General features: G+C 59.6%; 18 protein-coding genes. 5 read left to right on the top strand and 13 right to left on the bottom strand.

The genetic code is table 11. The features are described from left to right. The first annotated feature begins 67 nt into the window (after window positions 1-67). The gene (locus BM074_RS10655; protein ID WP_091921863.1) at window positions 68-466 is read left to right on the top strand and encodes a hypothetical protein; all 399 of its coding nucleotides are present in this window, start codon (window positions 68-70) and stop codon (window positions 464-466) included. A 6-nt stretch (window positions 467-472) separates the two neighbouring features. On the opposite strand, the gene BM074_RS10650 is transcribed toward BM074_RS10655, so the two are convergent. Next, window positions 473-1,129 (bottom strand): PAQR family membrane homeostasis protein TrhA, encoded by a 657-nt coding sequence (locus BM074_RS10650; protein ID WP_244532811.1) that lies wholly within the window; start codon window positions 1,127-1,129, stop codon window positions 473-475. 240 nt (window positions 1,130-1,369) lie between these two features. Between BM074_RS10650 and BM074_RS10645 the strand changes: the two genes are divergently transcribed. After that, window positions 1,370-3,082 carry a cache domain-containing sensor histidine kinase gene (locus BM074_RS10645; protein WP_027231596.1) on the top strand — a complete coding sequence of 571 codons (1,713 nt, stop codon included), beginning with the start codon at window positions 1,370-1,372 and terminating at the stop codon, window positions 3,080-3,082. A gap of 60 nt (window positions 3,083-3,142) precedes the next feature. On the opposite strand, the gene BM074_RS10640 is transcribed toward BM074_RS10645, so the two are convergent. The 11 genes from BM074_RS10640 to BM074_RS10590 all read right to left on the bottom strand — a co-directional run bounded on the left by BM074_RS10640 (window position 3,143) and on the right by BM074_RS10590 (window position 18,181). Next, window positions 3,143-4,741, bottom strand: a complete 1,599-nt coding sequence (locus BM074_RS10640) for a bifunctional aspartate transaminase/aspartate 4-decarboxylase (RefSeq protein WP_091921860.1) — start codon at window positions 4,739-4,741, stop codon at window positions 3,143-3,145. A gap of 10 nt (window positions 4,742-4,751) precedes the next feature. Further along, on the bottom strand, window positions 4,752-6,443 hold the full coding sequence (gene aspT, locus BM074_RS10635) for an aspartate-alanine antiporter (RefSeq protein ID WP_091921858.1): 1,692 nt from the start codon (window positions 6,441-6,443) through the stop codon (window positions 4,752-4,754). A 46-nt stretch (window positions 6,444-6,489) separates the two neighbouring features. After that, window positions 6,490-7,479, bottom strand: a complete 990-nt coding sequence (locus BM074_RS10630; protein WP_091921856.1) for a formylglycine-generating enzyme family protein — start codon at window positions 7,477-7,479, stop codon at window positions 6,490-6,492. Window positions 7,480-7,547: 68 nt separating this feature from the next. After that, window positions 7,548-8,906 carry a BatD family protein gene (locus BM074_RS10625; RefSeq protein ID WP_091921855.1) on the bottom strand — a complete coding sequence of 453 codons (1,359 nt, stop codon included), beginning with the start codon at window positions 8,904-8,906 and terminating at the stop codon, window positions 7,548-7,550. Next, window positions 8,903-10,471, bottom strand: coding sequence for a VWA domain-containing protein (locus BM074_RS10620; protein ID WP_091921853.1), 1,569 nt, complete (start codon window positions 10,469-10,471; stop codon window positions 8,903-8,905). The genes BM074_RS10625 and BM074_RS10620 overlap by 4 nt, the downstream gene beginning before the upstream one ends. Then, entirely contained in the window at window positions 10,468-11,481 is a 1,014-nt protein-coding gene (locus BM074_RS10615; protein WP_091921852.1) for a VWA domain-containing protein, read from the bottom strand. The genes BM074_RS10620 and BM074_RS10615 overlap by 4 nt, the downstream gene beginning before the upstream one ends. After that, complete coding sequence (locus BM074_RS10610) at window positions 11,468-11,971, bottom strand: DUF4381 domain-containing protein (protein WP_175498979.1); 504 nt, start codon at window positions 11,969-11,971, stop codon at window positions 11,468-11,470. Before BM074_RS10610 ends, BM074_RS10615 begins: the two co-directional genes overlap by 14 nt. Next, the gene (locus tag BM074_RS10605; protein ID WP_091921848.1) at window positions 11,971-12,936 is read right to left on the bottom strand and encodes a DUF58 domain-containing protein; all 966 of its coding nucleotides are present in this window, start codon (window positions 12,934-12,936) and stop codon (window positions 11,971-11,973) included. Before BM074_RS10605 ends, BM074_RS10610 begins: the two co-directional genes overlap by 1 nt. A 5-nt stretch (window positions 12,937-12,941) precedes the next feature. Next, window positions 12,942-13,916 (bottom strand): AAA family ATPase, encoded by a 975-nt coding sequence (locus BM074_RS10600; RefSeq protein WP_027231588.1) that lies wholly within the window; start codon window positions 13,914-13,916, stop codon window positions 12,942-12,944. Continuing rightward, window positions 13,913-16,444, bottom strand: coding sequence for a fused MFS/spermidine synthase (locus BM074_RS10595; RefSeq protein WP_244532809.1), 2,532 nt, complete (start codon window positions 16,442-16,444; stop codon window positions 13,913-13,915). Before BM074_RS10595 ends, BM074_RS10600 begins: the two co-directional genes overlap by 4 nt. A gap of 75 nt (window positions 16,445-16,519) precedes the next feature. Next, on the bottom strand, window positions 16,520-18,181 hold the full coding sequence (locus tag BM074_RS10590; RefSeq protein ID WP_081815869.1) for an arylsulfatase: 1,662 nt from the start codon (window positions 18,179-18,181) through the stop codon (window positions 16,520-16,522). A gap of 320 nt (window positions 18,182-18,501) precedes the next feature. Between BM074_RS10590 and BM074_RS10585 the strand changes: the two genes are divergently transcribed. Next, window positions 18,502-19,155: a hypothetical protein gene (locus BM074_RS10585; protein WP_091921847.1), complete on the top strand. Its 654-nt coding sequence runs from the start codon at window positions 18,502-18,504 to the stop codon at window positions 19,153-19,155. 6 nt (window positions 19,156-19,161) lie between these two features. Here the strand turns inward: BM074_RS10585 and BM074_RS10580 are convergent, their stop codons facing one another. Beyond that, window positions 19,162-19,911: a hypothetical protein gene (locus tag BM074_RS10580; protein ID WP_348271657.1), complete on the bottom strand. Its 750-nt coding sequence runs from the start codon at window positions 19,909-19,911 to the stop codon at window positions 19,162-19,164. Between the two features lie 417 nt (window positions 19,912-20,328). Here BM074_RS10580 and BM074_RS10575 point away from each other — a divergent pair, with 417 nt between their 5' ends. After that, the gene (locus BM074_RS10575; protein WP_228019418.1) at window positions 20,329-20,556 is read left to right on the top strand and encodes a hypothetical protein; all 228 of its coding nucleotides are present in this window, start codon (window positions 20,329-20,331) and stop codon (window positions 20,554-20,556) included. A 149-nt stretch (window positions 20,557-20,705) separates the two neighbouring features. Continuing rightward, a complete protein-coding gene (locus BM074_RS10570) occupies window positions 20,706-22,445 on the top strand; it encodes a tetratricopeptide repeat protein (protein WP_091921844.1) in 1,740 nt (579 codons plus the stop codon). Window positions 22,446-22,508: the final 63 nt, after the last annotated feature.

Below are 22,508 nucleotides of genomic sequence, written 5' to 3'. Positions count from 1 at the left end.
CGCAGCCTTTTGCGCTATGATTTGGCCCGGCCGCACCTGTGCGCCGCATGTTGTTGGAGGTACCGTCATGAAAACGCAGGCCATTGCCGCGGCAATTTTCTTCGCCGCGGCTGCCATATCGACAAGCAAGGCCTCCGCCGAACCGCTGCAGACGATGGATGACGTCGGCCAGGCGATTGCCGCCTGCTGGAAGCCGGCCTCGGATTGGAAGGGCACGGTAACGCTCAGCTTCAGCTTCAAGCGTGATGGAACGTTGATTGGTCCGCCGAAGCCGACGAACATCGCTGTCGATGGCGATGACAAGGCGCGGCAAAAGTTCGTTGGTTCAGCAATCGAAGCGATCCAGGCCTGCATGCCATTGTCGTTTTCCACCGATCTTGCGGCCGGAATTGGCGGACAGGTGTTCACGATGCCTTTCACCGCACCAATAAGCGGGCAGGATCAGCCGACGGTCGATACGCAGTAGAATTTTTCAGACGACGACTGAATAGACGGCCGCAAAGTGGATGCCAGCCGCGGTGAGGACGAAGCCGTGCCATATCGCATTGTGAAACGGCAGGCGTTCGAGCACGTGAAAGATGACGCCGCAGGAATAGACAATGCCGCCAGCGAGGATCAGCCACAGCACTGATGCTGACAAGGCCCCTTCAAGCTGGTGATAAGCGGAAACCCCGCTCCATCCAAGCAAGAGATAGAGCCCGATGGCGAGGCGATCAAAGCGTCCTGGCATCACCAGCTTAAGGACGACACCGACCACGGCCGTGGCCCAGACGCCTGCGAGCAGCCACCATGTACCAGACTTCGCCATGAAGGGCGTATAAGTGCCGGCAATCAGGAGATAGATCGCCGAATGATCGAAACGGCGCAGCAAGTACTTGATCGGCGATTCCGGCCAGATGTTGTAGGTGGCTGACAGGACCATCGAAAGCACGAGTGTTCCGACATAGATGGCGGTCGCGGCCGAGGTGCCGATCGCCGACTGACCGAGCACGATCGTCAGGAGTATGATCGATCCGACAATGGCGAGAGTGGTGCCCAGAACGTGCACAACGCCATCTGCCCAAAGCTCCGCCACCGAATAGCGCCGGAAGATCGTCACGGGTAGGGCTCGTAGCTTTGGTCCGGTCAAAGGGGCTCCTGCAATCTTGATCATGGCATCCAGCGTATTTCATTCTTCGCTTTTGACAACCCGAAATCCCCTGACCCAGGCATTGCGCATGGCGATTAGGAGAATTCCCGATGCGTATGGCGGGAAAATGTGTAACAATGATGGGCAATTACATTCGTAATTACTTTCCTTTTTACTTGATAGAATTGCAGTATAACAGGGCGGATCCGCTGTGGCGGACGTGGTGACTGGGGACTGGTGTTGAGCATTCTGCGCAGAAGTGGTGATCGATGGGCGCTTGCGGGACTTCCTGCACTCCTGCGCCGCCTTGGCCTGATGGCGCCCGCCGGCAAAGCGCTGAGCGGCAGCGTCCGCTCGCATTCGCGTCCGCTGGAGCTGCTGCCTTACGGACTTCTCCTCTTCCTCAGCGTCGCCGCGATCATTCTCGTTTTCATTATCGGCGTCGGTGAGAGCAGGGACAGGATGATCACCGAATCGACGGTTCAGTTGCGCCAGAAGACGGCGCTGCTTGAAGCCTATGTCAGCAAGATCCTCGAAGCCAATGAAATGGTCTTGCGCAACATTTCTTCTGAAATCGATCCGATGCCCTGGAGCGACATCGTGGCGTCGCCGAAAGTGGCAAGCCTTCTCGCCGATCAAAAGCAATTCCTGAAGCATTCTGGCGTCATTGCCCTCGTCAACAGGGAAGGTTCGCTCGTCGCCTATAGTGAGGGCTTTCCGGCCAAGTCGTTCAGCGTCACCGATCGCGATTATTACCGCTACCTGCACGATAATCCCTTGAGCGAGACATTCATTGGCGAGCCGCTCATAGGCAGGGTCCATGGCAAACTCTCGCTGACCATGAGCAAGGCCCTGCACCGGCAGGATGGCTTGTTCGACGGCTTGATATTGATCACCATGCCGCTCGAGTATTTTTCCAACCTGTTCAACGGGGCGGCTTCGCCGTCCGATGTTGCCCAGCTCCTGCGGAACGATGGCAGGGTCATCGTCAATGTCCCCTTTGCCCAAGGCGGCAACCAGGCGCCCTTGTGGTTCGCGTCTGCCGTGGGAGCCAATCCGGCCGCAGGGGTGGTAAACAGCGTGTCTGCAAGTGACCAGACGAACCGGCTGGTGGCTTACCGAAAGGTTGAGGCGTTTCCGTTTTACGTGAGCTACGCCATCGATGAAGGCAAATTGCTGAACGGCTGGTGGCAATCGGTTTTCGTCTATGGCGCGGTTCTCGCGACCGCCCTTGCAGCATTCATGGCGACCGCATGGATGGCGCGGCGCAATTCGATAGCGCTGCTCCATTCCAACGAGTCGCTTCGTGAGGTGAGCGAGCGGGTGCTAGTCTCTCAGGATGAGGAGCGACGTTCGATTGCGCGCGATCTGCACGATTCAACCGGTCAGCATCTGATCGGCGCGGCGATGGAACTCGACAGCGCCCGTTCCCGCGTTTCGGAGACTGACGATGACACGTCGCGGGCACTGCACCGCGCCGCCGCATTGATCATGCAAAGCAATGAGGAATTGCGAACGCTGTCCTACCTGCTTCACCCGCCGATGCTTGACGAGTCCGGGCTGCCCAATGCTCTCGAACTGCTCGTCGTCGGTTTCGAGGAGCGGAGCGGTCTTGAGATCGAGCTGCGTGTGGCGCCCGAAATTGGCACGAAGCGGCCGCCCGCCGGCGTCGAGCTTGCGATATTTCGCATTGTCCAGGAGGCGCTAACAAATATCTACCGCCATGCACGCGCAAGCCACGCCACGATCAGGCTTGTGCGCCAGGGCAGCGATGCATACCCGATGCTGTCTTTGACCGTGAAGGATGACGGCATCGGCATAGAGCGCAGAAATCGCAATACGATCGGCGTCGGACTCTCCGGAATGGAGGCGCGACTGCGACCCTTCAACGGACTGCTCGATATATCCACCGGAAAGAAGGGAACCACGCTCTCCGTGCGCGTACGGGGTTGATCGCAGCTCATTACAGTCCTCGGGATTGGCCCCGAGGATGCTGATACAGGACCGGCTAGCTCAACCCTTCTTCTTGCCTTTATAATCCTCATAAATCTGGTCGGCCAATTTGCGCAAGGACCGCCCGATATTCGCGTATTCGAACTCGTTGAGATTGGCGAGCGAGGCGCGCCCCGAAGGATGCAGGGTACCGAAGCCGCTACCGGGCAGGAGTACAATCCCGGTGTCGCTGGCAATCCGGAACAGGAGCTCGGTCGGCGCCACATTTTTCTTCACCCAGTCGGCGAATGCATCTCCATAGAGCTTGCGGGCAATATGTTCTAGATCAAGCAGCGTATAGTAATCGACGGCATTGACGTCGTGTTCCGGCGGCAGCCCGAGTTCGCGGTAGAGCGCAGCCTCACGGCGGCGGATGAGCTTCTTCAACTCTGCCTTGTAGCCGTCGCTCTCGTCCATCAGGGCAAACAGCGAAAACAGCACCATCTGTACCTGCTGCGGTGTGGAAAGTCCGGCTGTGTGGTTGAGGGCAACCGCCCGGCTGTCCGCAACCACCCGGTCGAGGAATTTCAGCTTCGATACGTCCGGAACAAGCGTCGAATAACGCTCGTCCAGTTCCTTACGGTCTGACTTGGAGAGGCCCTTGAGCTTGGCGTCGAAGATATTTTCGCGCTGCGTTGCGATGACGCCTAGCCGCCATCCCGTTGCGCCGAAATACTTCGAGAAGGAATAGACAAGAAGCGTATTGGCGGGGCAGGTCGCAAACAGCGACTTGAAGTCGTCGGCGAAGGTCCCGTAGACGTCATCGGTAAGGATCATCAAGTCCGGCCGCTTCTCCGCGACCATCTTCGTGATGCGTTCGAGGCTGCGATCATCCATCTTCACCGAGGGGGGATTGCTCGGATTGATGCAGAAGAAGATCTTGATGTCCTTGTCGAGAAGCTTGTCGATCTCCTTATCGGGATATTGCCATTCCTGAGTAGGATCGGCGTTTATATGAACCTGCTTCAGGTCGTATTCTTTGAGCTCGGGAATTTCGATGTAGGGCGTGAAGGCGGGCATGCCGATTGCCACCTTGTCGCCGGCCGATATCAGCTTGTTCTGCTTCAGCGAGTTGAAGATATAGGTCATCGCCGCGGTGCCGCCCTCGACCGCGAAAAGGTCGATGTCGTCCGAACTGATGAAGCCGCCGATCATCTCCTTGACGATATAGTGCTTCACGATTTCCTCGCTGACGCGAAGCATGCGCGGCGGTACGGGATAATTGCAGCCGAGAATCCCCTCCACAGCTTCATGCAAAAAGTCCGATGCATTGAGCCCGAGCTGGTCGCGGACATAGCTCAAAGCCCGCCCAAGAAACACTACCCCGGGCTGATCGCGATGTTCGTCGACATAGCGGGCAAAGCGCCCCTCGATACCCGCGATTTTCGGCAGGCCGCCGACACCGTTCTCCATATACGAGAATGAGAGTTCGGCTTCGGCAACGGCAAAGAGCCCGAGGCGGAAAAAGGCGCGTCGCGGCAGGGTGGCGAGAAAGTTCGGGTTACCACGTCCTGCATTAAGAATGAGGCGGTTTTCCTTGCTGGAGGCAACCTGGATCAACGCATCCTTGAGTTCGAACGGGCTAAGCTTGGCATATTGGCTGTAGTCTGTGCGGGACATGGAACTCTCCTCAGGCAAATGCCACGACCAAAGGGCCGAGCAGGGTCAGGAATACATTGGCAAGGGCATAGGTGATGGCGAAGGGGGTCGTCGGTATCGTATTGCCTGCCTTGTCGAGGATTTCGCCGAAGGCAGGATTGGCACTGCGCGAGCCGGACAGCGCACCGGCAAAGATCGCCGTATTGTCATATTTGAGGACATAACGGCCAAAGACCATGGTGATCAGCAGCGGCAGGATGGTCACGACCACGCCGATGAGAAAAATTGAAAGACCGCTTGTGGCGATGGTTTGCACTGCCTGCAGGCCGGATTGAAGTCCGACCACCGCAACGAAGCCTGCCAGACCAAGGTCGCGCAGCAGAGTCGACGCCGCGGTCGGCATGTTACCGATGGCAAGGTTGCGGCTGCGATACCAGCCGAACAGAAGACCGGAGAGCAGGGCACCGCCGCCGCTTCCAAGCGTCAGAGGAATCGAGCCAATGCGGATCACGGCGAGGCCGATCAGCAGGCCGGCAACGATGCCAAGGCCGTGGAAGACGAAATCGGTCTTGTCGCTGGGGACGATGACCGTGCCGATGGATTTGGCCACTCTCTGCAAATCCTGGTCAGTGCCGTAAAGGCTGGCCACGTCGCCGGTTTCGATGCGCGTGTCAGGCAATAGCGGCAGCGGCTTGTCGGCGCGCTTGATCCCGGTGACATAGATGCCGTGACGCAGGTCATCGGCGGTTGCCGCCCTGATTTCCGCGACGGTCTTGCCGACCAGCGCCGGGCTGTTGATCGTTATATCGCGGGTCACGATGACAAGGTCCATGCCGTCCGACGATTGAAGCTCGGGACCGATGCCTTGTGCTGAAGACACCACGCCCGCACGCCGGCCGACGACCAGGATTACATCGCCGGATGCAAGCCGGAGGTCAGGCTGGACACCAATAAGCGCGCCGGCGCGCTTGACGCGTTCGATGGTCATCGGCGCGTCCTTGGTCGTCGGCCCTTCGATCTGGGCAATTGTCTTTCCAGCTGCCGTAGTCACCCGATAGATGCGGCCGACGAGATCGGGCGCGGCGGGTACTTCGCCCGGACCGAAGACCTGCGCGCCGGCGAGCAGTTCGGCCTCGGCCTTCATCGCATCATCACGAATACTGCGGCCCATGAACTTCGGCAGAATGTTGACGCAAACAATGATCGCGCCGAACGAACCGAAGATGTAGGTTACCGCGTAGCCGACGGCGACATTGCCTTGCAGGCGCTGGACTTCATCGGCGGCAAGGCCGAGCTTGCCGATGGCGGCGGAGGCCGTGCCGATGATGGCCGATTGCGTAAGGCCGCCCGCCGCGATACCGGCGGCGAGGCCTTTGTCGAGCCCAAACATCCGAGCCAGCACGATGACGGTCAGCAACCCGCTGAGAGCAAGCACCACGGCCATAGCGATTTCGCGCAGCGATTGCCGGCCGAGCGAGCGGAAGAATTGCGGGCCGCTTTCAAAGCCCACGGCATAGATGAACAGCGCGAAGAGCACGGATTTTACGCCATTGTCGACGGAGACGCCGACCTGGCTTATCAGCACCGCTACAAGCAGCGATCCGGCAACGCCGCCGAGCTGGAATTTGCCGAACTGAACCTTGCCGATGGCATAGCCACCGGCAAGCGACAGGAACAAGGCAATTTCGGGCGATTGACGAAAAATCTCATGAAGCCAGACCATCGAGATCCTCCAACGATTGTATCAGCGCGATTGTGGTGTTTGAGCGTCAGGTCGTAGTCGAGCGTTGATCCGGGCGCTTGACGCAGCGAAAACCAACGTGACTGGTTGAAGTGTCCTCGGGTTCGGCATGCCGCGCGGCCGGACGGTAACGCCGGCAATAATTCGGTGCGCAAAGATGCGAACCGCCCTTGAGGACGCGCCGGGGAATAAGGATTTGCGGCGTGTGCGGATCATAGCTCGCGTCGATCGGACCGCCGCGCGGGTTAAGCGGGATGCAGCAAGCCTTTGCTGCCGGCTCCTCATGACGTGTGGACCAGAAATCGCCCGTCCACTCCCAGACATTTCCGATCATGTCGTAAACGCCATAACCGTTCGGCGGGAATCTGTGGACGGGCGAGGTCCGGTCGTCGCCTTGGGAGCGAAGGTTGTGATGTGGAAATATGCCTTGCCAGGTATTGGCCATCTGCCGGCCCCCGGGGTTCAGTTCTTCACCCCAGGCAAACTCGGTTTCGTCGAGCCCACCGCGGGCTGCCAGTTCCCACTCGGCTTCCGTCGGCAGGTCCTTGCCGGTCCAATCCGCGTAGGCCTTGGCATCGTGCCATGCCACATGCACCACGGGATGGTCGAGTTTGCCGCGCAAGTCGCTGCGCCGGCCATAGGGGTGACGCCAATCAGCCCCGAATTTGTAAGTCCACCACTGGGAAATATCGGGGCTTGTGACTGGGCGGGTCGGCGGATCGAACATCAGCGAGCCCGGCTTCAACATATGTGGCAGCGCACCGGGATAATCCTTTGGATCGGGGGCCTTTTCGGCAACCGTTATATGGCCGGTCGCCTTGACGAATTCCATGAATTGACGGTTTGTGACCGGGGTGGCCTGGATCCAGAATCCGTCGACCTCGACCGGGTGCGCAGGGGACTCCTCCGGATAGTGCTTGTTCGAACCCATCATGAAGGTTCGTCCGGGGATCCAGATGAGGCCGTCCTCCGATTTCAACTGGTCGTTGAAGCCATCTCTTTGGGCTGCGGCGGGCATTCTACCTCTCCGAAAGTCAACTTGTGCGAGCATTGCCGCGAATTCGCTGCGACTGAAGTACGTTACAGTTACATAGTGTTGTTTCTGGCCGGACGCTGCCAGTTGTCGAACGGCGGATTAAGCGGAGGAAGCGCTGGCGTAACTATAAAGGATCGCCGGTCGCGGCGGCGATACTTCACACGCCAGGCCAGTATAGCGGACGCAAGAATTCGCGCACTGCCTTGTGTCGGTGGATGTGGTGGACCGAAGAGATCGCGTTCAAATCCTGCCAGAGCGTCCTGCACCGACCGGTCATTGCTTGCCTCAGCCCAATCCGTTGCGCTTCGAAATCCCATCGCTTTCGTCCAGAGGTTGAGCGCCGAATAGGCACGCTTCGCGTCGCCCGAGTTGAGCGCTGCCAGGAGTTCACGATAGCGCGTGGGCTCGGATTGGGCCCGAGCCTGCTTGCGCACATCAACCCAGCGTCTCATGCGGGGCCACAGGCGATGGAGGAGGAACGCCAGGACAAGGGCGGCGAGTATGGTGATGCCAATGCCAAGCATGGCGCGGATGGAAAGGCGGTCTGGTGCTTCCTTCGCCTGCGGAAGATCGGGCGCAATAGCGTTGGCCGTCGCTGGCTTTGCCTTGGCGGCGAGGACGAGGGGCTTCAGTTCGGCCCGCTGCGCCTGCATGTTTTCCGTGTCGAACCAAGTGACGGTCAGTGCGGGAAGCGTGAACGTGCCCTCTCTATCCATCACGTAGGTGACGCGCTCGGTGCGGCTGCTCCCTCGCTCACGGCCACTGCCATCGACATTGTCCGCCAGTGTCGGGGCCTGGCGATAGAGTTTTACGCCATCCGGCACGTCGAACGATAATTGCGGCAACATCATTGCCCGCGTCCCTGTCGCAAAGAGCGTAACCGTGCGCACAAGCGTGTCGCCGACCTTGAGATTGGCCGGGTCGCCGTCGAGGCTCTCACTAAGTTCGGCACGCGCGGCGGAAAACGCCGATGCTTCCGCCCCGGGTGGCAGGTCCGCGGCGACAAAGGTGACTGCGGGAAGGTTTACAGTTGCTGGGGTGGACTGACCCGGCACCTTGGCGTAGGCGAGCGGGACGCTTGCTGTCGGAAGCGTAAATTCGCCGGCGATCTGCGGAATAATGAAATAGGTGCGGCGAATGCCGGAATATTCTTCGCCGTTGACGGATTTGACCAGGTTCTGAGCCTGCTCGTCGGGAAGCGTCACGATTGCGTTCGGGACGTCAAGCAAGGGAAACTGCGGCGGCGATGTGAAGAAGTTCGGAACGTAGACATCGACATCGATGCTCACCTGTTGGCCGACCACAATCTTGCCCTGTGTCGCCAGCGACGTTTCCGCGAATGGCTCGGCGGCGTAAACCGGCGATGCAAACAGAAGAGCAAGCGCGACAAGCCAGCCAAAATATCTCATTGCTTGCCTCCTCGCGCCTCGATGGAAAATTTGCGGGCAAGAAGATCGGCCGGACTGACCTCGATATTCTTCATCCACAGATCCGCTGTCTGTTCAGAAACGTTGACCTGCCCCTTTTTGCCCTGCTTGCCCTTGTCGTCGAACTGGACCTGGTCAGGTTTGAGATTGGGGTCCTGTTGCTGTTCCTCTTCTTCCTGCTTTTGCAGCGACACGAGTTTCTCTGCAATGGCGAGATTGGCCTTGGCCTCGGGCCAATCTGTTCGAAGTTCCAGTGCGCGCTTGTAGGCGGCGATCGCCTGATCCAGCCGATTGAGGTGAAGCAGAGCGTTGCCCTGGTTGTACCAGGCTTCTGGCGTATCCCTTGCCGCGAATGCATCGACCGCTTCGCCGAACTTGCCAGCGCGATAGAGTGCGATGCCGCGCCATTCATTGTCCCTGAAGGCAGCCGCGGCGGCGGGATAATCGCCGCGCTCATAGGCGAGGCGTCCTTGCTGGTCCGGCGTCAGCCACATATCGGCAAGGCTCAGATCGGCGGCGCTTGAGGTATCGGGGCTGAAAATGAGATGGAAGGCGACAAGCGCGCCGGCCCAGCGCACGACCCAGCCCCGCCGGAACGACAGCGCGGCAAGTAGCACGATCGGTATGGTCAACCACCAGCCGAAGTCGCGCCAGCGCGTTTCGGCTTCGGCGGCCTTCTGCGCGAAATGCGTCTTGATCCGCTCCACGACCCAGCGCACGTCGCTGTCGTCGCTCGTAAAGGTTGCAACGCTGATGTTTCCGGCGCCTTGCAACCGTTTCAGTTCGTCCACGTCAAGCTTGGCGAAGAGGCGACCTCCGGCAGCATCACTGGCGAAACCTCCATCGCTGGTTTTGACCGGACCGCCCTCGGCTGTGCCAATCGCAAGGAGCACGACGTTGTTGCTACCCCCGAACCGAGCCACCTGATCGAAGGAGGCCGCATCGACACCGTCGGTCATGAGAAGAATCGTTCCGGGCGCTTGCGCACTTTCAAGCGTTTTCTCTGCCGCTGCCAATGCGACAGCAGTATTTTTGCCAGCAACGGGCATAATCCGCGTGGCCAGCGAGTCGACATAGGTGCGCACGAGCGCTGCATCGTCGGTTAACGGAAGAACCAGATGCGCCGAGCCCGCATAGGCAATGATGGCGGTTCGCGCTGCGGGCCGCGCGGCAAGGATGTCGTGGACCTTGAGCTTCGCCCGTTCAAGCCGCGACGGGGTGACGTCGATAGCGTCCATCGTCTGCGACAGGTCGATGGTGATCACCAGCGGCGCTTCGTCCTGAACGAAGGGCGGGAGTTCGCGTTGCCAAGTCGGACCGGCAAGGGCGAGTGCTGCGAGGGCGATGAGCATTGCTGTCAGGTGATAGGGCCGCAGCCGCCCCTTGGATGGATCGTCGGAGACGAGATGATCGAGCAATTGCGGCGCAATCATATCGCGCCAGCGCAGCCTCATGTCGGACTGGCGCGATGCCAGCCACAACATTGCGATCGCTGCGAGGATCGCGAGCAGCCACCACGGCCGAAGGAAGTGGAAATCGGCGATCATTGGCTGGCTGCCGGTTCAAGCGCAGCGCCGCTGCGGTTTCGCAGCCTTGCGAACAGGAGCGCCAGAAGATGATAAGCAATAAGGAGCGAAAGCGCGGCACCGAGAGGATAGTGGAACAATTCGATGCGCGGACGCCAGGATAGTGTTTTCTGGTTCATGGGCGTGATGCGGTCGAGCGTCGTATAGATGTCCTGAAGCCCGGTCTGGTCCTGGCCGAAGAAATATCGTCCGCCCGTCGTCGCTGCGATTTTTTCGAGTGAGGCAGTGTCGAGCTTCTCTTCACCGGTGGCTTGGGGATTGCCGATGCCGATCGTATGGATCGTGATCTTTGCGTCCCTGGCTATGTCCGACGCCTTGGCCAGCGGCATCTTGCTTGCCGTATCGTTGCCGTCAGTAAGAACGATGAGCACCTTCTCGGGGGCGCTCGTGTCCTTGAACATCTTGATCGCCAGCCCGATGGCATCGCCGAGTGCCGTCCGCGGCCCGGCAATTCCGGGCAACGCCTCCGCGATCATGGTCTGCACGGTGGGATGATCCATGGTGAAGGGGACGAGCGGGTAGGGTGCGTCGCCAAAGGCGATGAGGCCGATGCGATCAGCGGGGCGCTTCTTGACGAAGTCGCTGACGACGCTGCGAACCGCGTCTATCCGCGAGATGAGGTTGCCGCCGGGATCGCGAAAGTCCTTTGTCTCCATCGACTGCGAAAGGTCGATCGCCAGCATCAGGTCGCGCTGCGGCTCGGTCTTCTCGATCGGCGGTTCGACATATTGCGGACGGGCGAGAGCGATAAGGACAAGAAGCCAGCAGATCGTTCCCACGATCAGCTCCGGCCAGGTTCTACGCGTAACCAGTGAGCCGGTCGATGGGGCTATTCCCGCGGCCTGCGTGACTTCTTCGAAGAATGGAATGCGTACCGAAGCAGATTGCGAGCGATATGGCGGCAGGAGCCACCAGACGAGGACCGGCAATGGCAGCAGCACCAGCAACCACGGGAAATCAAGCTGGTACATGGTGCTTCTCGATCCAGTGGCGTGCGGCTGCGAGCAATTGCTTGGGGTTACCTGAAGGATCGCTCTCCCGTGTGGGGTGATATTCCAGGTCGTCGAGCATATGGACAAGATCTGCGCCGAGGTTTCGATCCGGCAGGGCATTTTGCAGGAACGCGACCCATGCCCCGCCGCTTTGCGCGGCAACCGCATCGCGCGGCCAGACGGCCAACGCAACGCGCTTGACCAGAATCGGTACCTCCCGGGCGATCGTATCCGCATCACCATCGCTCTCGAGCCGATCGAGAATTTGCAAGGCTTCGCGCCGGTAACGATTGGCTCGTCGCTTCTTGAACCAATGCCAGCAAGCCATTGCCAATGCTGCAAGAAGGAGGATTGCCACCAAGGCCCAGCCCCAGGTCTGCGGGAACAGCGCAACGGGGGCGGGGGTTGCGATATCAGCCAGTGATTTCAACGCCTGTTGTATTGCGAGATCGAGCGGCGTATCGGCCATCATCGCCTCCTTTGCCGCCAGGCGGTCTGCGCCAGCAATTGGCGCAATTGTGGCGCCGTCTCAATCGCGGTCGATACCGGCAGCATCGGCAGGCCGAGTTCCTGCTGCCAGGCCAACAATTCGCGCCCTCTGCTTCGGGCAAAATCGCCGATCGCGTTGCGTGCCTTTGCCTGCTGGAAAGCGAGTTCTGCTTGCATGGAGCCGCCCCTGATGACAATCTCGCCTTTGGTTGGCAATTCGAGCAGGAACGGGTCATAGACCAGAATGGCGAGCACGTCATTGCGCACGCTGAGGCGCAAAAGGAGATCGCGCGTTTCTGCCGAATGTCCGTCAAAATCGCTGACGATGATCACTAGGTGATCGTGATGCGCGACATTCTCCACGGTCCGCAGCACCGTGTCCAGCTGTCCTGTGGCGCGCTCGCCGGGCGTGCGCGCATTCAGCGCCTGGTTCATGGCGGCAATGCTGTCGCCCAAGGCAATGACGGACTCTCGGCTGCGATGCGGCCGCAACTGCGTTGTGCCGCTATCGTTGAACACCTGCCCGCCGACCCTGTCGCCCGAGCCGAGAATGCGCCAGGCGCACAGCATGGCGGCTTCCGCAGCCGTGACCGATTTCATGACGCGACGGCTGCCGAAGAACATATTGGTGCGCTGGTCGACGACGATGAGGGCGGGACGTTCCTTTTCCTCGCCGTAGATGCGCACGAAGGGTTTGTTGGTGCGCGCCGTTACCCGCCAGTCGATGGTGCGTATATCATCGCCCGGAAGATATTCGCGCAGTTCCTCGAAGGTCAGTCCGCGTCCGCGCATCCTGGAACTGTGGCGCCCGGTCAGGGGCTGCTGTACCGCGTTCCTCTGGATGAATGTTAGGTCGCGCGCTGTCGATTCGAGTGCGGCGAGCTGTTCGACTGAGACATAAACGCCGTCGGAGATTTCTTGCGTGGACGAGGAAGCGGGCGCCATGGCACTCAGGCCACCGCTACGCGTTCGACAATCCGGTCGATGACTTTGTCGGGACCGATATCCGCGGCATGTGCCTCATAGGACAGGATCAGCCGGTGCCTGAAAACATCATGGACGATCGCCTTGACATCGTCGGGCGTGACATAGTCGCGGCCCTTTAGCCACGCATAGGCGCGTGAAACCTTGTCGAGGCCAATGACGCCGCGCGGGCTGACACCGACTTGCAGCCATTTGGCGAGGTCCGCGTCGATCTTGTCGGGGTAGCGTGTCGCGAAAACGAGTGCCACCATGTAGTCCTCGACCGGCTTGGACACGGTGATGGCGGATATTTCGGCACGGGCATCGAAGACTGCTTTGGGATCCAGCCTGTCGTCGGTTTTTCCGGCCTTGGACTTGGTTGAAGTCTCCTCACTGCGAACGAGCCGCATGATCGCCGCCTCCGACTGCTCATCTGTGTAGCCCACTTCGACGTGCATGAGAAAGCGGTCAAGCTGAGCTTCGGGGAGCGGATACGTCCCTTCCTGCTCAATTGGGTTTTGCGTCGCCATCACCATGAAAAGGTCAGGCAGGGGATAGCTTTTGCCCCCGACGGTCACCTGGCGTTCCTCCATCGCTTCAAGCAGCGCCGATTGCACCTTCGCCGGCGCACGATTCACCTCGTCGGCAAGGATCAGGTTGGCGAAGATCGGGCCCTGCTGGAATTTGAACTCGCCCTTGCCGCCCTCGCTGAAGTAGATTTCGGAGCCGGTGATGTCGGCCGGCAAAAGGTCTGGCGTGAACTGTACGCGCGACAGCTCGGCATCGAGATTTTTCGCCAGACTCTTGATCGCCCGCGTCTTCGCAAGGCCGGGCAAGCCTTCCACCAGCAGATGGCCATTGGCAATGAGGCCAAGCAGCAACCGCTCGACCATCGTGTCCTGGCCGATGATCGACTGGCCGACCCGCTTGCCCAATGCGAGAATGTCGTCACGTGCGCTCATTGTGTGTTCCCCCCTAAAAACCAGGCATAGTAGGCATTGTCGGGTGCATGGTCGCTGACGAATCCGGCGTTGCGGTGCCATGCGTCCCGATCACCGCGATAGGCGCTTAGGCCGGCATTATAGAACGTGTGGAGAATTTCCCGTTCCTGCTTCGTGGATGTGATGAAGGCCGCATCGGCATTGACCAGAGGCGGTTCACTGGCAAGGGCGAGAAGTTTCGGCAGGACTGTCGGAAAGGTGTCGGGTCTCACCCACGCCGCATATTCGATGCGAGGCCTATCGTCGGTCACGGGGGCCGCGTCTCCGGCATAGGTTTCAAGTCCCTTGCGATCCATCACGAATGTGGCCATCAATTCAGGAAGTGAATTGACGCCGACTTCGCGCAAGGCCTGCCTCACACCGGGTTGTTCGAACCGCGCACTCATCTGAGCGACATCGAGGTTCATGGGTTCGAACGAGCCGACGAGGAGCATTTCATGCAGTTCGGTTGTCCATAGGGATGCGTGCGGAAAGACATCGATGAAGCTTCGAACGAGCGAGCGCGTATCCTCATCGTTTTGCGTCGGCAACGGGAGCCATTGCGCGACCATGCCACCTGGCCGCAGCCGCGCGGCGGCAAGCCTGTAGAAATCGGTGGAGTAGAGATTGGCTACCCCTGCGGCCGAGGGAGGCGGCGGTTCGAGCGTTACGAGATCGTAGGACTCTTCGCTTCCAAGCAGTTCCCGCCTGCCATCCCGCAGCCGGATATCGAGGTCGGGCGAGGAGGCAGCATTGAAATTGCCGTTGAACAGGTTCGCTGCCCGCTGTACGCCTGGCAGGAGTTCAGCCGCGACGCGCTGGTTGAGCCCGTCATAGGTAAGGAGCGCACCTGCGGTTATGCCGGTTCCGAGGCCGACAACCATCGCCGCCTGCGGCCGCTTTTGCATGGTTATCAGGGGAAGGAGCGCCTGGAGCCGCATGTAGCGCAGGGAGGGCAGGGAGTCTCCCGTATTGGAAACACCCTGGATATAGAGTCGGCGGAACTTGCGGTCGCGGCCCTGTTCGACGACCGCGACGGTAGCGCCAAGGCCTTCCTCGTAGAAGACCAGCCTTCCGGCCTGTGCACCGGGCAGCAGACTGGCGAAGCGATCAGAGGGGACGAGGAAGGCCAGGGCCAGCGTCAGGATGCAGACCGATGCGATGGCAATGCGGTGGAGGCGTACAGCTGCGACGTTGCGAAACACGGCGATCAGGCCAATGGCGGTGGCAGCGACGGCGAGGATGCCGAACGAGCCGACGAAGCCGAAAGTGGGAACGAGGACAAAGCCCGTAAGGACCGTCCCAACAATGCTGCCGAGCGTGTTCCAGCCGCTGACGAGCCCGACGCCGCTTCCCGTCCGGCCATCTTCAACCACGAGCTTAAGCGCAAAGGGAAAGGCGGCGCCAAGCAGAAGAGTCGTTGGAAGCACGATGAGGATCGCGGCGACCGCAAAGCGTGCCGACATTCCCGCAAGCTGGTTTCCTGTCAGCTGAAGCAGCCAGTACTCGGCCATGGACTGCAGCATGATGATCCAGTTGCCGAGGAACGCGATGCCGCAAAGACCGACGAGGCCCGCGCCGGCGATTAACAGGCCGAAAATGCTCCAGTGGTCGCGAACGCGATCGACCCATCTCGAGGCAAGTGCGGAGCCTGCCGCCAAACCAATGAGGTAGGTGGCGAGCACGATGGCGAAGGCAAATGTCCGTGTGCTCATGAACTGGACGATGGATTGGGTCCAGATGACCTCGTAGCCGAGTGCGATGCCGCCCGCCACAGAATACAGAAACAGGGCAAGACGAACATTCCGGTAATTCACATTGGCAGGCGAGATGGTTTGCGCTTGAGCAGGCGACGCAAGGACCAGCGCAAGGGCAGCTGCAAGAAGGCTCAGCGCCGCCGCAGCATAGGCGGTGCCGGAGACACCGAGATAGGGGATGAGGAGGAATGCAGCGGCGAGGGTGCCGGCAATGGCTCCGGCGGTATTTGCCGCATATAGGCGTCCGCCCTTGCGGCCGACGTCGCGGTTCGACGCGGCTACCGATCGCACCACCGCCGGAAGGGTGCCGCCCATGAGGACACCGGGAACACCGACGAGAGCGAAAACGATCAACCAGGCGACGGGTGCAGCGGAATTCTCGATAATTGCAAAGGACGGCGCAAAATGTGCGAGCGCGACGGTAACTGCAATGCCGCAAAGGGCGACACCCGCCTCGAGCAGCGCATAAAACCGAAAGGGATAATTGCTGCGATCGATTGCGGGCCCGAGCAACAGACTGCCGAGCGCCAACCCTGCCATGAACGCTGCAACGCCAGCCGTGACGGCATAGACGTCGACGCCAACGATCAGCGAGAGTTGCCGTACCCAGACGACCTGAAAGACCAGAGCTGAAAAGCCCGAGGCGAAAAGCAGAAGGGCAGGCGGCGCCGTGAGGGTCAATCGTTGGGGCATGGAAACCTCAAACTGTTCGGCACCGGCAGGCTGGTTGGAAAGTTGCGTATCAACGCTCATCTGATGCGCTCCGCAATGGATTGTTCGGCTGGCGCATCTTCTGGGCGCCAGCCGGTTATCGAAATCAAACGGGCGTTATTGCGCCTTGTTCTGCTTTGCCAGTTCCTCGTCGATCTTCTTGTGAACGGCTTCCTCCACCTGGTCGACACTGAAGCTTGCCGGCTTCTGGCTCGGCGGATAATCGACGAAGGTTTGAAGGAACTCCGAAGCTTTCAACGTGGCTATACCCGTCAGATACGCGTTCTTCGCCAGCCAGTCATTGTACTGGTCCGAAGTGATGTCGGCGCGCTCATAGGGGTCCATGCGCAGGTTGAAGATCTTGGGAAGACGCAGGCAGGTAAAGGGCTCCTGCCAGATGTTGAGGTTGCCTGGCGCGCGCTGCTCGCAGAACACCGCTTTCCAGTTGTCCCAACGCATGGCGACAAGTTTACCGTCGTCGTCGAAATAGTAGAATTCGTTGCGCGCACTCTTCGGCTGCTGACCTTCGAGATAGGGCAGCTGATTGTAGCCGTCGAGATGCACCTTGAAGTTCTTGCCGCCGATATCGGTACCCTTCAGCAGCCGGTCCTTGATATCCGTGTCGCCAGCAGCGGCGAGCAGGGTCGGGAACCAGTCGAGGCCCGAGAACATGTCGTTGCTGACGGTATCGGGTTTGATCTTGCCTGGCCAACGGATCATCGCCGGGACGCGGAATGCACCCTCCCAGTTGGAATCCTTTTCGCTGCGGAACGGCGTCATCGCCGCATCCGGCCATGAGAACATGTTGGGCCCGTTGTCGGTCGTGTAGACGACGATCGTGTTGTTGGCGATGCCTTCGTCGTCGAGTGTCTTCAGAAGCTTGCCGACGTCCTGATCGTGTTCCCACATGCCGTCGGCATATTCATTGCCCGGCATGCCGCTCTTGCCGCGATACTCTTCCCGCACATGAGTAAATACGTGCATGCGGGTTGTGTTCATCCAGACGAAGAATGGCTTGTCGCCCTTGCTGTGCTGCTTGATATAGTCGATCGCGGCACCCGTGGTCTCGTCGTCGATCGTTTCCATCCGCTTCGTCGTCAACGGACCGGAATCCTCGATCTTGCCATCGGCCGTTGCCTTAATCACGCCGCGCGGCGAGAAATTCTTGACAAAGGGATCATTGGGGTCCTTTGGCCAATAGGGTCGTTCCGGCTCTTCCTCCGCATTGAGGTGATAGAGATTGCCGAAAAACTCGTCGAAACCGTGCTTTACGGGCAGATATTCATCTTTGTCGCCAAGGTGGTTCTTGCCGAATTGGGCGGTGTTGTAGCCAAGCGGCTTAAGGGCCTGGGCGATTGTTATGTCGCGGTCCTGGAGCCCGACCGGCGCTCCGGGCGCGCCCACCTTGGAAAGACCGGTGCGCAATGGCGTCTGGCCGGTGATGAACGAAGAGCGACCGGCGGTACAGCTGTTCTCGGCATAATAATCCGTGAACATCATGCCTTCCTTGGCGATGCGGTCAATATTCGGTGTCTGGTAACCGACGAGGCCGCGGGTATAGGCGCTGATATTCGTCTGGCCGATATCGTCGCCGAAAATGACGAGGATGTTGGGTTTGGGAGCGTCCTGCGCCTGCGCGGCCTGAACCCCGGGCCATTGCGCAAAAGCAATCCCTGTTGCTATGGCCGCGCCAGCGAGCAGGGAGGTTCTCGCCTTGGCTCCGCTCGGAACGCAAGCTTGCCAAAGCCTGCTTAAATCAATCTTCCATTCAACTGACATCAGGATCCTCCTGGAGACGGGGGGCAAATTTCGTGCTGAAGCATTGTACTCTCGTGTCTGGGCCGAGGCATTATCAGGCCCCTGCAACCGCTGCGCGTGTTTCTGCCCTGGATTGGGCTTTTGGACGACCAGCATGCTTTCGGGCTTCGGCTTCCGAAGGAAGTACGTAACTGTAACGCAATGCTTGATTTTACCGGGAACGGGACGAAATTTTATCTGCCTGTCGCAGAGCGTTCTGTAACAGTTAAGTACTTTGTCTTCGGATGAGATGCGCTCATGATGTCTGCACGCTAGACGCGAAAACTCAGCAGGAGACGTGAATGAAGGCGGTCACCGTGAAGACCCTATGTGCAATGATCATCGCCACCGGTCCCTTGATATGGGCTTTGCAGGCGAAGGCTGACGACGTACGGCTTTCGGGCTTTCCATCGCTGATCCTGTCGGGTGGCACAGCCAAATCAACGTCCTATCAAATGCCCAAGCCCTTCAACAATATGCTCAAGGCGGACATGCTCGACATTTCGTTCGGAGCAACGACGCTCGATGCAATCCAGAAGGCGTTTGGCGGCGAGATCAGGACGCGCGGTTCGGGCGCCAATGGTGTCAGCTGGCTCTGCTACCAGGTTGCGCTCGATGGCCATGCGTCGAATCTCTGGTTTATTTCCAATGGTGAAGCAGCGGGTTCGAAACGGCTCCTGACGATGGTATCGGCCGAGGAGAGCGAGACTGCGCGGTCAGGCTGCTCGCAAGGTCCTGAAACCTTGACGGCGTGGATGCTGCCGGTACCAGGCTTGAAGGATGACGAGACGGATCTGCAAAAAGCTTTCGGCATGAGCATTCATGACGGGATTATCCGTTACTCGAATGAACAGGGCCCAAACAGCAACGGCGTGACGACCCTGCAAGCCCTCGTCTACCGGCTCGACGAAGGCAAGATCGACGGCATGTCGTTCAGTCAGGTTACGGCCAAATGATCTCGTCTATTTGCCGAGCGCAAACTGAAAGTTGACGCCGACGAAAACCTGCCACTCGGGGTTGCCGCGGCCGTGATCGAAGACGGTGTATTGCGGCTCGACGAAGGCGTTCATCGTCACCTTGTCGTTGACCTGAAACACCTTGCCGACGCCAAAACCGACCGGAACCGAGTAGTTTCCGCTCTCCAGGTCGAAGTTCCAGATGGCGGATGACCTGAGGTAGAAACCCTTGCTCAAGTTGAAATTGACGATGGGCTGGAAGGTTGCGAGTGAAACATCGTCCCGGTCGCTTTCGCCGGCAAATGACGTCTGGTAGGTGACGAGACCGCCGAGCAGACCCCAACTTTGCGGTGCGACCACGACCCCGGCGGCGCCCGCCTGCCATTTGCCGGCGCCAAGGGCATCGTCCGTCGCAGTCGGGAGGACGACGAGCGGGCCGGCGCCGAATGAAATCTCCTTGCCGGGCACCAGGAAAATGTCCATCAGCGTCAGGTCGCCCAGGCCCGTCGTATATCCTGTCGGAAATTCCGGTGCGGTCGCGACTGGAAGGGTAAAGCGGATCAATTGCGGTGCGCCGAAAAGGTCCGAAGGCACGAGACCACGCAGCAGGAACTGGTTAGCGTAGCGGTCGCCCGGCAGTCCGCTCAGTTCGGGAACGTAGTAGTCATGAACATTGAGCGTGATCTTGGGCGTCAGCGGGTTGTTTGCAGCATTTACGTCGGCGTGTTCCTGCGCTGATGCAGCTAGCGTACCCAACGAAATCGCGCTGACGGCCACAATCAATACATCTAATGAATAACTTAAATATCTCATGAACTTCATCCCTTAATTGAAAGCCAACGTGAGCCAGATTCCATCCTCCATAACAAGTTCGTAACTGTAACGTTTACGGCCTCCCGCCCATGCCGGGGTAGAACGAGCAAAAAGGCGCAATCCAAATTCATCCAAGGCAAAACATTTCGTTTTTTGGGCTCGCGGATTTGCGGCAACGGACCCCCTGTTAACCGTTACGTACTCCCATAAGGCGAGACATCATCCTATGATCGATGACCGAGCGGGGCCTGGGGATATAATTGCTGATTGCGGCCCGACCGGAGCTCGACGGAACAACGAGCAGGGGATGCAATTGAAGCGATGTCGACCGCGTCTGCCCAAAGGGGACTGTGGAAATTGATGCTCAGGCTGCCTGCGATGCGTGGGCAGCTACAGGTCCTCAGTGCGCGGAATACGACATTGCAAAGCTTGTGCGATGCCTTCGACGAGGCCAGTTCCACGCTTGATCGCTTGCGCCGCAACGGCTCGAAAGATCTCAAGCTGATTGCTGAATATGAAATGCTCTGCGCTGACATCGAGAGTGAAGTCATCGACATCTGCATCGCCACGCGCGGCAGGAGCTACTGAGGCAGAGCGTCCCCACTATCGACCGCTGATCTCCTCAACCTGGTCTTGCGTCAGGACAATTCCATCGCAACCTGGGGGATTTCCCGTATGGCGTTGCGTAGCGTTCCGTTCAATTCTACTATCCAGTGAAACTGGGGTGGGGCGCGAACATGGAAGTTGACTTCAATGTCGACATGCCAGACTCGGAGAGGATTTCCGAAGAAGAGGCGCGGGCGGAGCTCGACAGGCTCCTTTCGGACCCACAATTCCATTCGACCGAACGTAACCGGAATTTCCTGAGGTTCGTCGCCCAGGAGATGTTCGAGGGCCGGGCAGCCTCGGTAAAAGCCTATACGATTGCCGTCGACGTCTTTGGCCGGCCCTCGAGTTTCGACCCGACGACCGATCCCATCGTCCGCATCGAAGCAACCCGGCTTCGGGCCTCCCTGGCGCAATATTATGAGAGCCGGGCCGAGGAGGGCAGCGTACGCATCGAACTGCCGCGCGGCCGCTACATACCCGTATTCACCAAGGCGCCGCCGCAAGCGGAGGTCGTGGAGGAATGCGAGGAGGCGGAAGAACAGCCCGTCTTGCCCCCGGCGCAGCCTTCCCATAGCTTCATTACCAAGCGGCATCTTGCCGTTGCAGCAGGCGTCGTGTGTATCACAGCGATTTCTCTCGTGGCAGTTGCGGCCAACCGCCGTGTATTTTCCGACAAGCCGGTCGTTGCTGTCGAGATGAAGCTGGCAGGCGATGGCACCGATGCTGAAGCCGGCCTCATCCGCGACTATCTGATGACGGCGCTTTCGCAATTTCAGACTTTGACGCTGGCGGCGGCAGAAATGCCTTCCCCGGTAAAGGCGACGGTTCCAGCGCTTAGCTGGTTCCGTAGCGCCCGGCGTGCTGCGAATCCCTACCATGTCGTCCTAAAGTACCATCCGGACATAAATGGTCGCGCAGTCTGGTGGCAGGTCGTCGATCCGGTGAGCGGCGAAGCCCTGCGGTCGGGGGTCGAGCGTGCGAACCCGGACGACCGGCCAGACACGGAGGTTCGCCGCGAGCTTGTCACCGATCTCGCCACCCGCTTCGCCGGCCCGCAAGGCGTCATCAACAATATCGAGTATACGCGAGAACTCGCAGCGCCCAGTCTCGGTAATGGCTGTATCCTCAGAACCGGGGTGGCGCTCGAGCGGCAAGATGCTACTGAGCTCGACGCCGTTCGCGACTGTCTCGCCGACACTTTGCAAGCCATGCCGAACAATCCCGATGCCAACGCCGCCATGGCGGTCACCATGATCGAGTCCGCGGCGCCGGAAGTCGTCAACGGCACTGCAGCGCAGGCGCTGCTTCTGGCCAATAAGGCCGTTGCATTGGCGCCGATGTCGGACCGCGCCGGCTATGCGCAAATGCTGGCGCTCTATCACAACGGACAGAGTGAAGCGGCTTTCGTTGCGGGCTATCGGGCGATGGCGCTCAATCCCAACAATAGCTTCATTCCAGCCAAGCTTGGCGCGATGTTCTTCGCCAACGGCAATTGGACGGAGGGCGCAAACCTCGCCTCCAGGGCAGAACAGATCAACGGCACGCAGGATGATGCCGAGTTGATCCTTGCGCTTGATGCCTATCGCAAGGGCGATTTCACCAAGGCGGTGCTTAAGGTTCAGCAGATGGGTCATTCGGGGAATTATCTGGCCGATGTGCTTGAACTTGCAGCCTTCGGCCAATTGGGTGATGCCTCGGGCGTCCGGGAAACCATGGACCGTGTGACCCGCTATCGCGACCGCTTCTGGACGACGTTCCGCGCCGACATGATTGCGCGCCGCTATGCTCCGGCCATGATCGATGGGCTCGAGGCCGGGCTGGCCAAGGCCGGTCTTCCGTTGGCCCAGCCGCTTCCTGCAACCAATTAACAGTTACGTACTTGCAGGGAGTGGTGGTGTCGGTGAAATCTCACCAGCGCACTGCCGTTGCTC

This window comes from Phyllobacterium sp. CL33Tsu, assembly GCF_900113985.1.
Classification (GTDB): Bacteria; Pseudomonadota; Alphaproteobacteria; order Rhizobiales; family Rhizobiaceae; genus Phyllobacterium; species Phyllobacterium pellucidum.
This window is presented reverse-complemented; position numbering and strand designations above follow the sequence as displayed.

Coding starts and splice junctions, on each gene's coding strand:
- BM074_RS10655 (WP_091921863.1), top strand. CDS start 68: ATGAAAACGCAGGCCATTGCCGCGGCAATTTTCTTCGCCGCGGCTGCC.
- BM074_RS10590 (WP_081815869.1), bottom strand. CDS start 18,181: ATGTCAGTTGAATGGAAGATTGATTTAAGCAGGCTTTGGCAAGCTTGC.
- BM074_RS10585 (WP_091921847.1), top strand. CDS start 18,502: ATGAAGGCGGTCACCGTGAAGACCCTATGTGCAATGATCATCGCCACC.
- BM074_RS10575 (WP_228019418.1), top strand. CDS start 20,329: ATGCTCAGGCTGCCTGCGATGCGTGGGCAGCTACAGGTCCTCAGTGCG.
- BM074_RS10570 (WP_091921844.1), top strand. CDS start 20,706: ATGGAAGTTGACTTCAATGTCGACATGCCAGACTCGGAGAGGATTTCC.
- BM074_RS10615 (WP_091921852.1), bottom strand. CDS start 11,481: ATGTACCAGCTTGATTTCCCGTGGTTGCTGGTGCTGCTGCCATTGCCG.
- BM074_RS10630 (WP_091921856.1), bottom strand. CDS start 7,479: ATGCCCGCCGCAGCCCAAAGAGATGGCTTCAACGACCAGTTGAAATCG.
- BM074_RS10600 (WP_027231588.1), bottom strand. CDS start 13,916: ATGAGCGCACGTGACGACATTCTCGCATTGGGCAAGCGGGTCGGCCAG.
- BM074_RS10625 (WP_091921855.1), bottom strand. CDS start 8,906: ATGAGATATTTTGGCTGGCTTGTCGCGCTTGCTCTTCTGTTTGCATCG.
- aspT (WP_091921858.1), bottom strand. CDS start 6,443: ATGGTCTGGCTTCATGAGATTTTTCGTCAATCGCCCGAAATTGCCTTG.
- BM074_RS10620 (WP_091921853.1), bottom strand. CDS start 10,471: ATGATCGCCGATTTCCACTTCCTTCGGCCGTGGTGGCTGCTCGCGATC.
- BM074_RS10640 (WP_091921860.1), bottom strand. CDS start 4,741: ATGTCCCGCACAGACTACAGCCAATATGCCAAGCTTAGCCCGTTCGAA.
- BM074_RS10610 (WP_175498979.1), bottom strand. CDS start 11,971: ATGGCCGATACGCCGCTCGATCTCGCAATACAACAGGCGTTGAAATCA.
- BM074_RS10595 (WP_244532809.1), bottom strand. CDS start 16,444: ATGAGCGTTGATACGCAACTTTCCAACCAGCCTGCCGGTGCCGAACAG.
- BM074_RS10605 (WP_091921848.1), bottom strand. CDS start 12,936: ATGGCGCCCGCTTCCTCGTCCACGCAAGAAATCTCCGACGGCGTTTAT.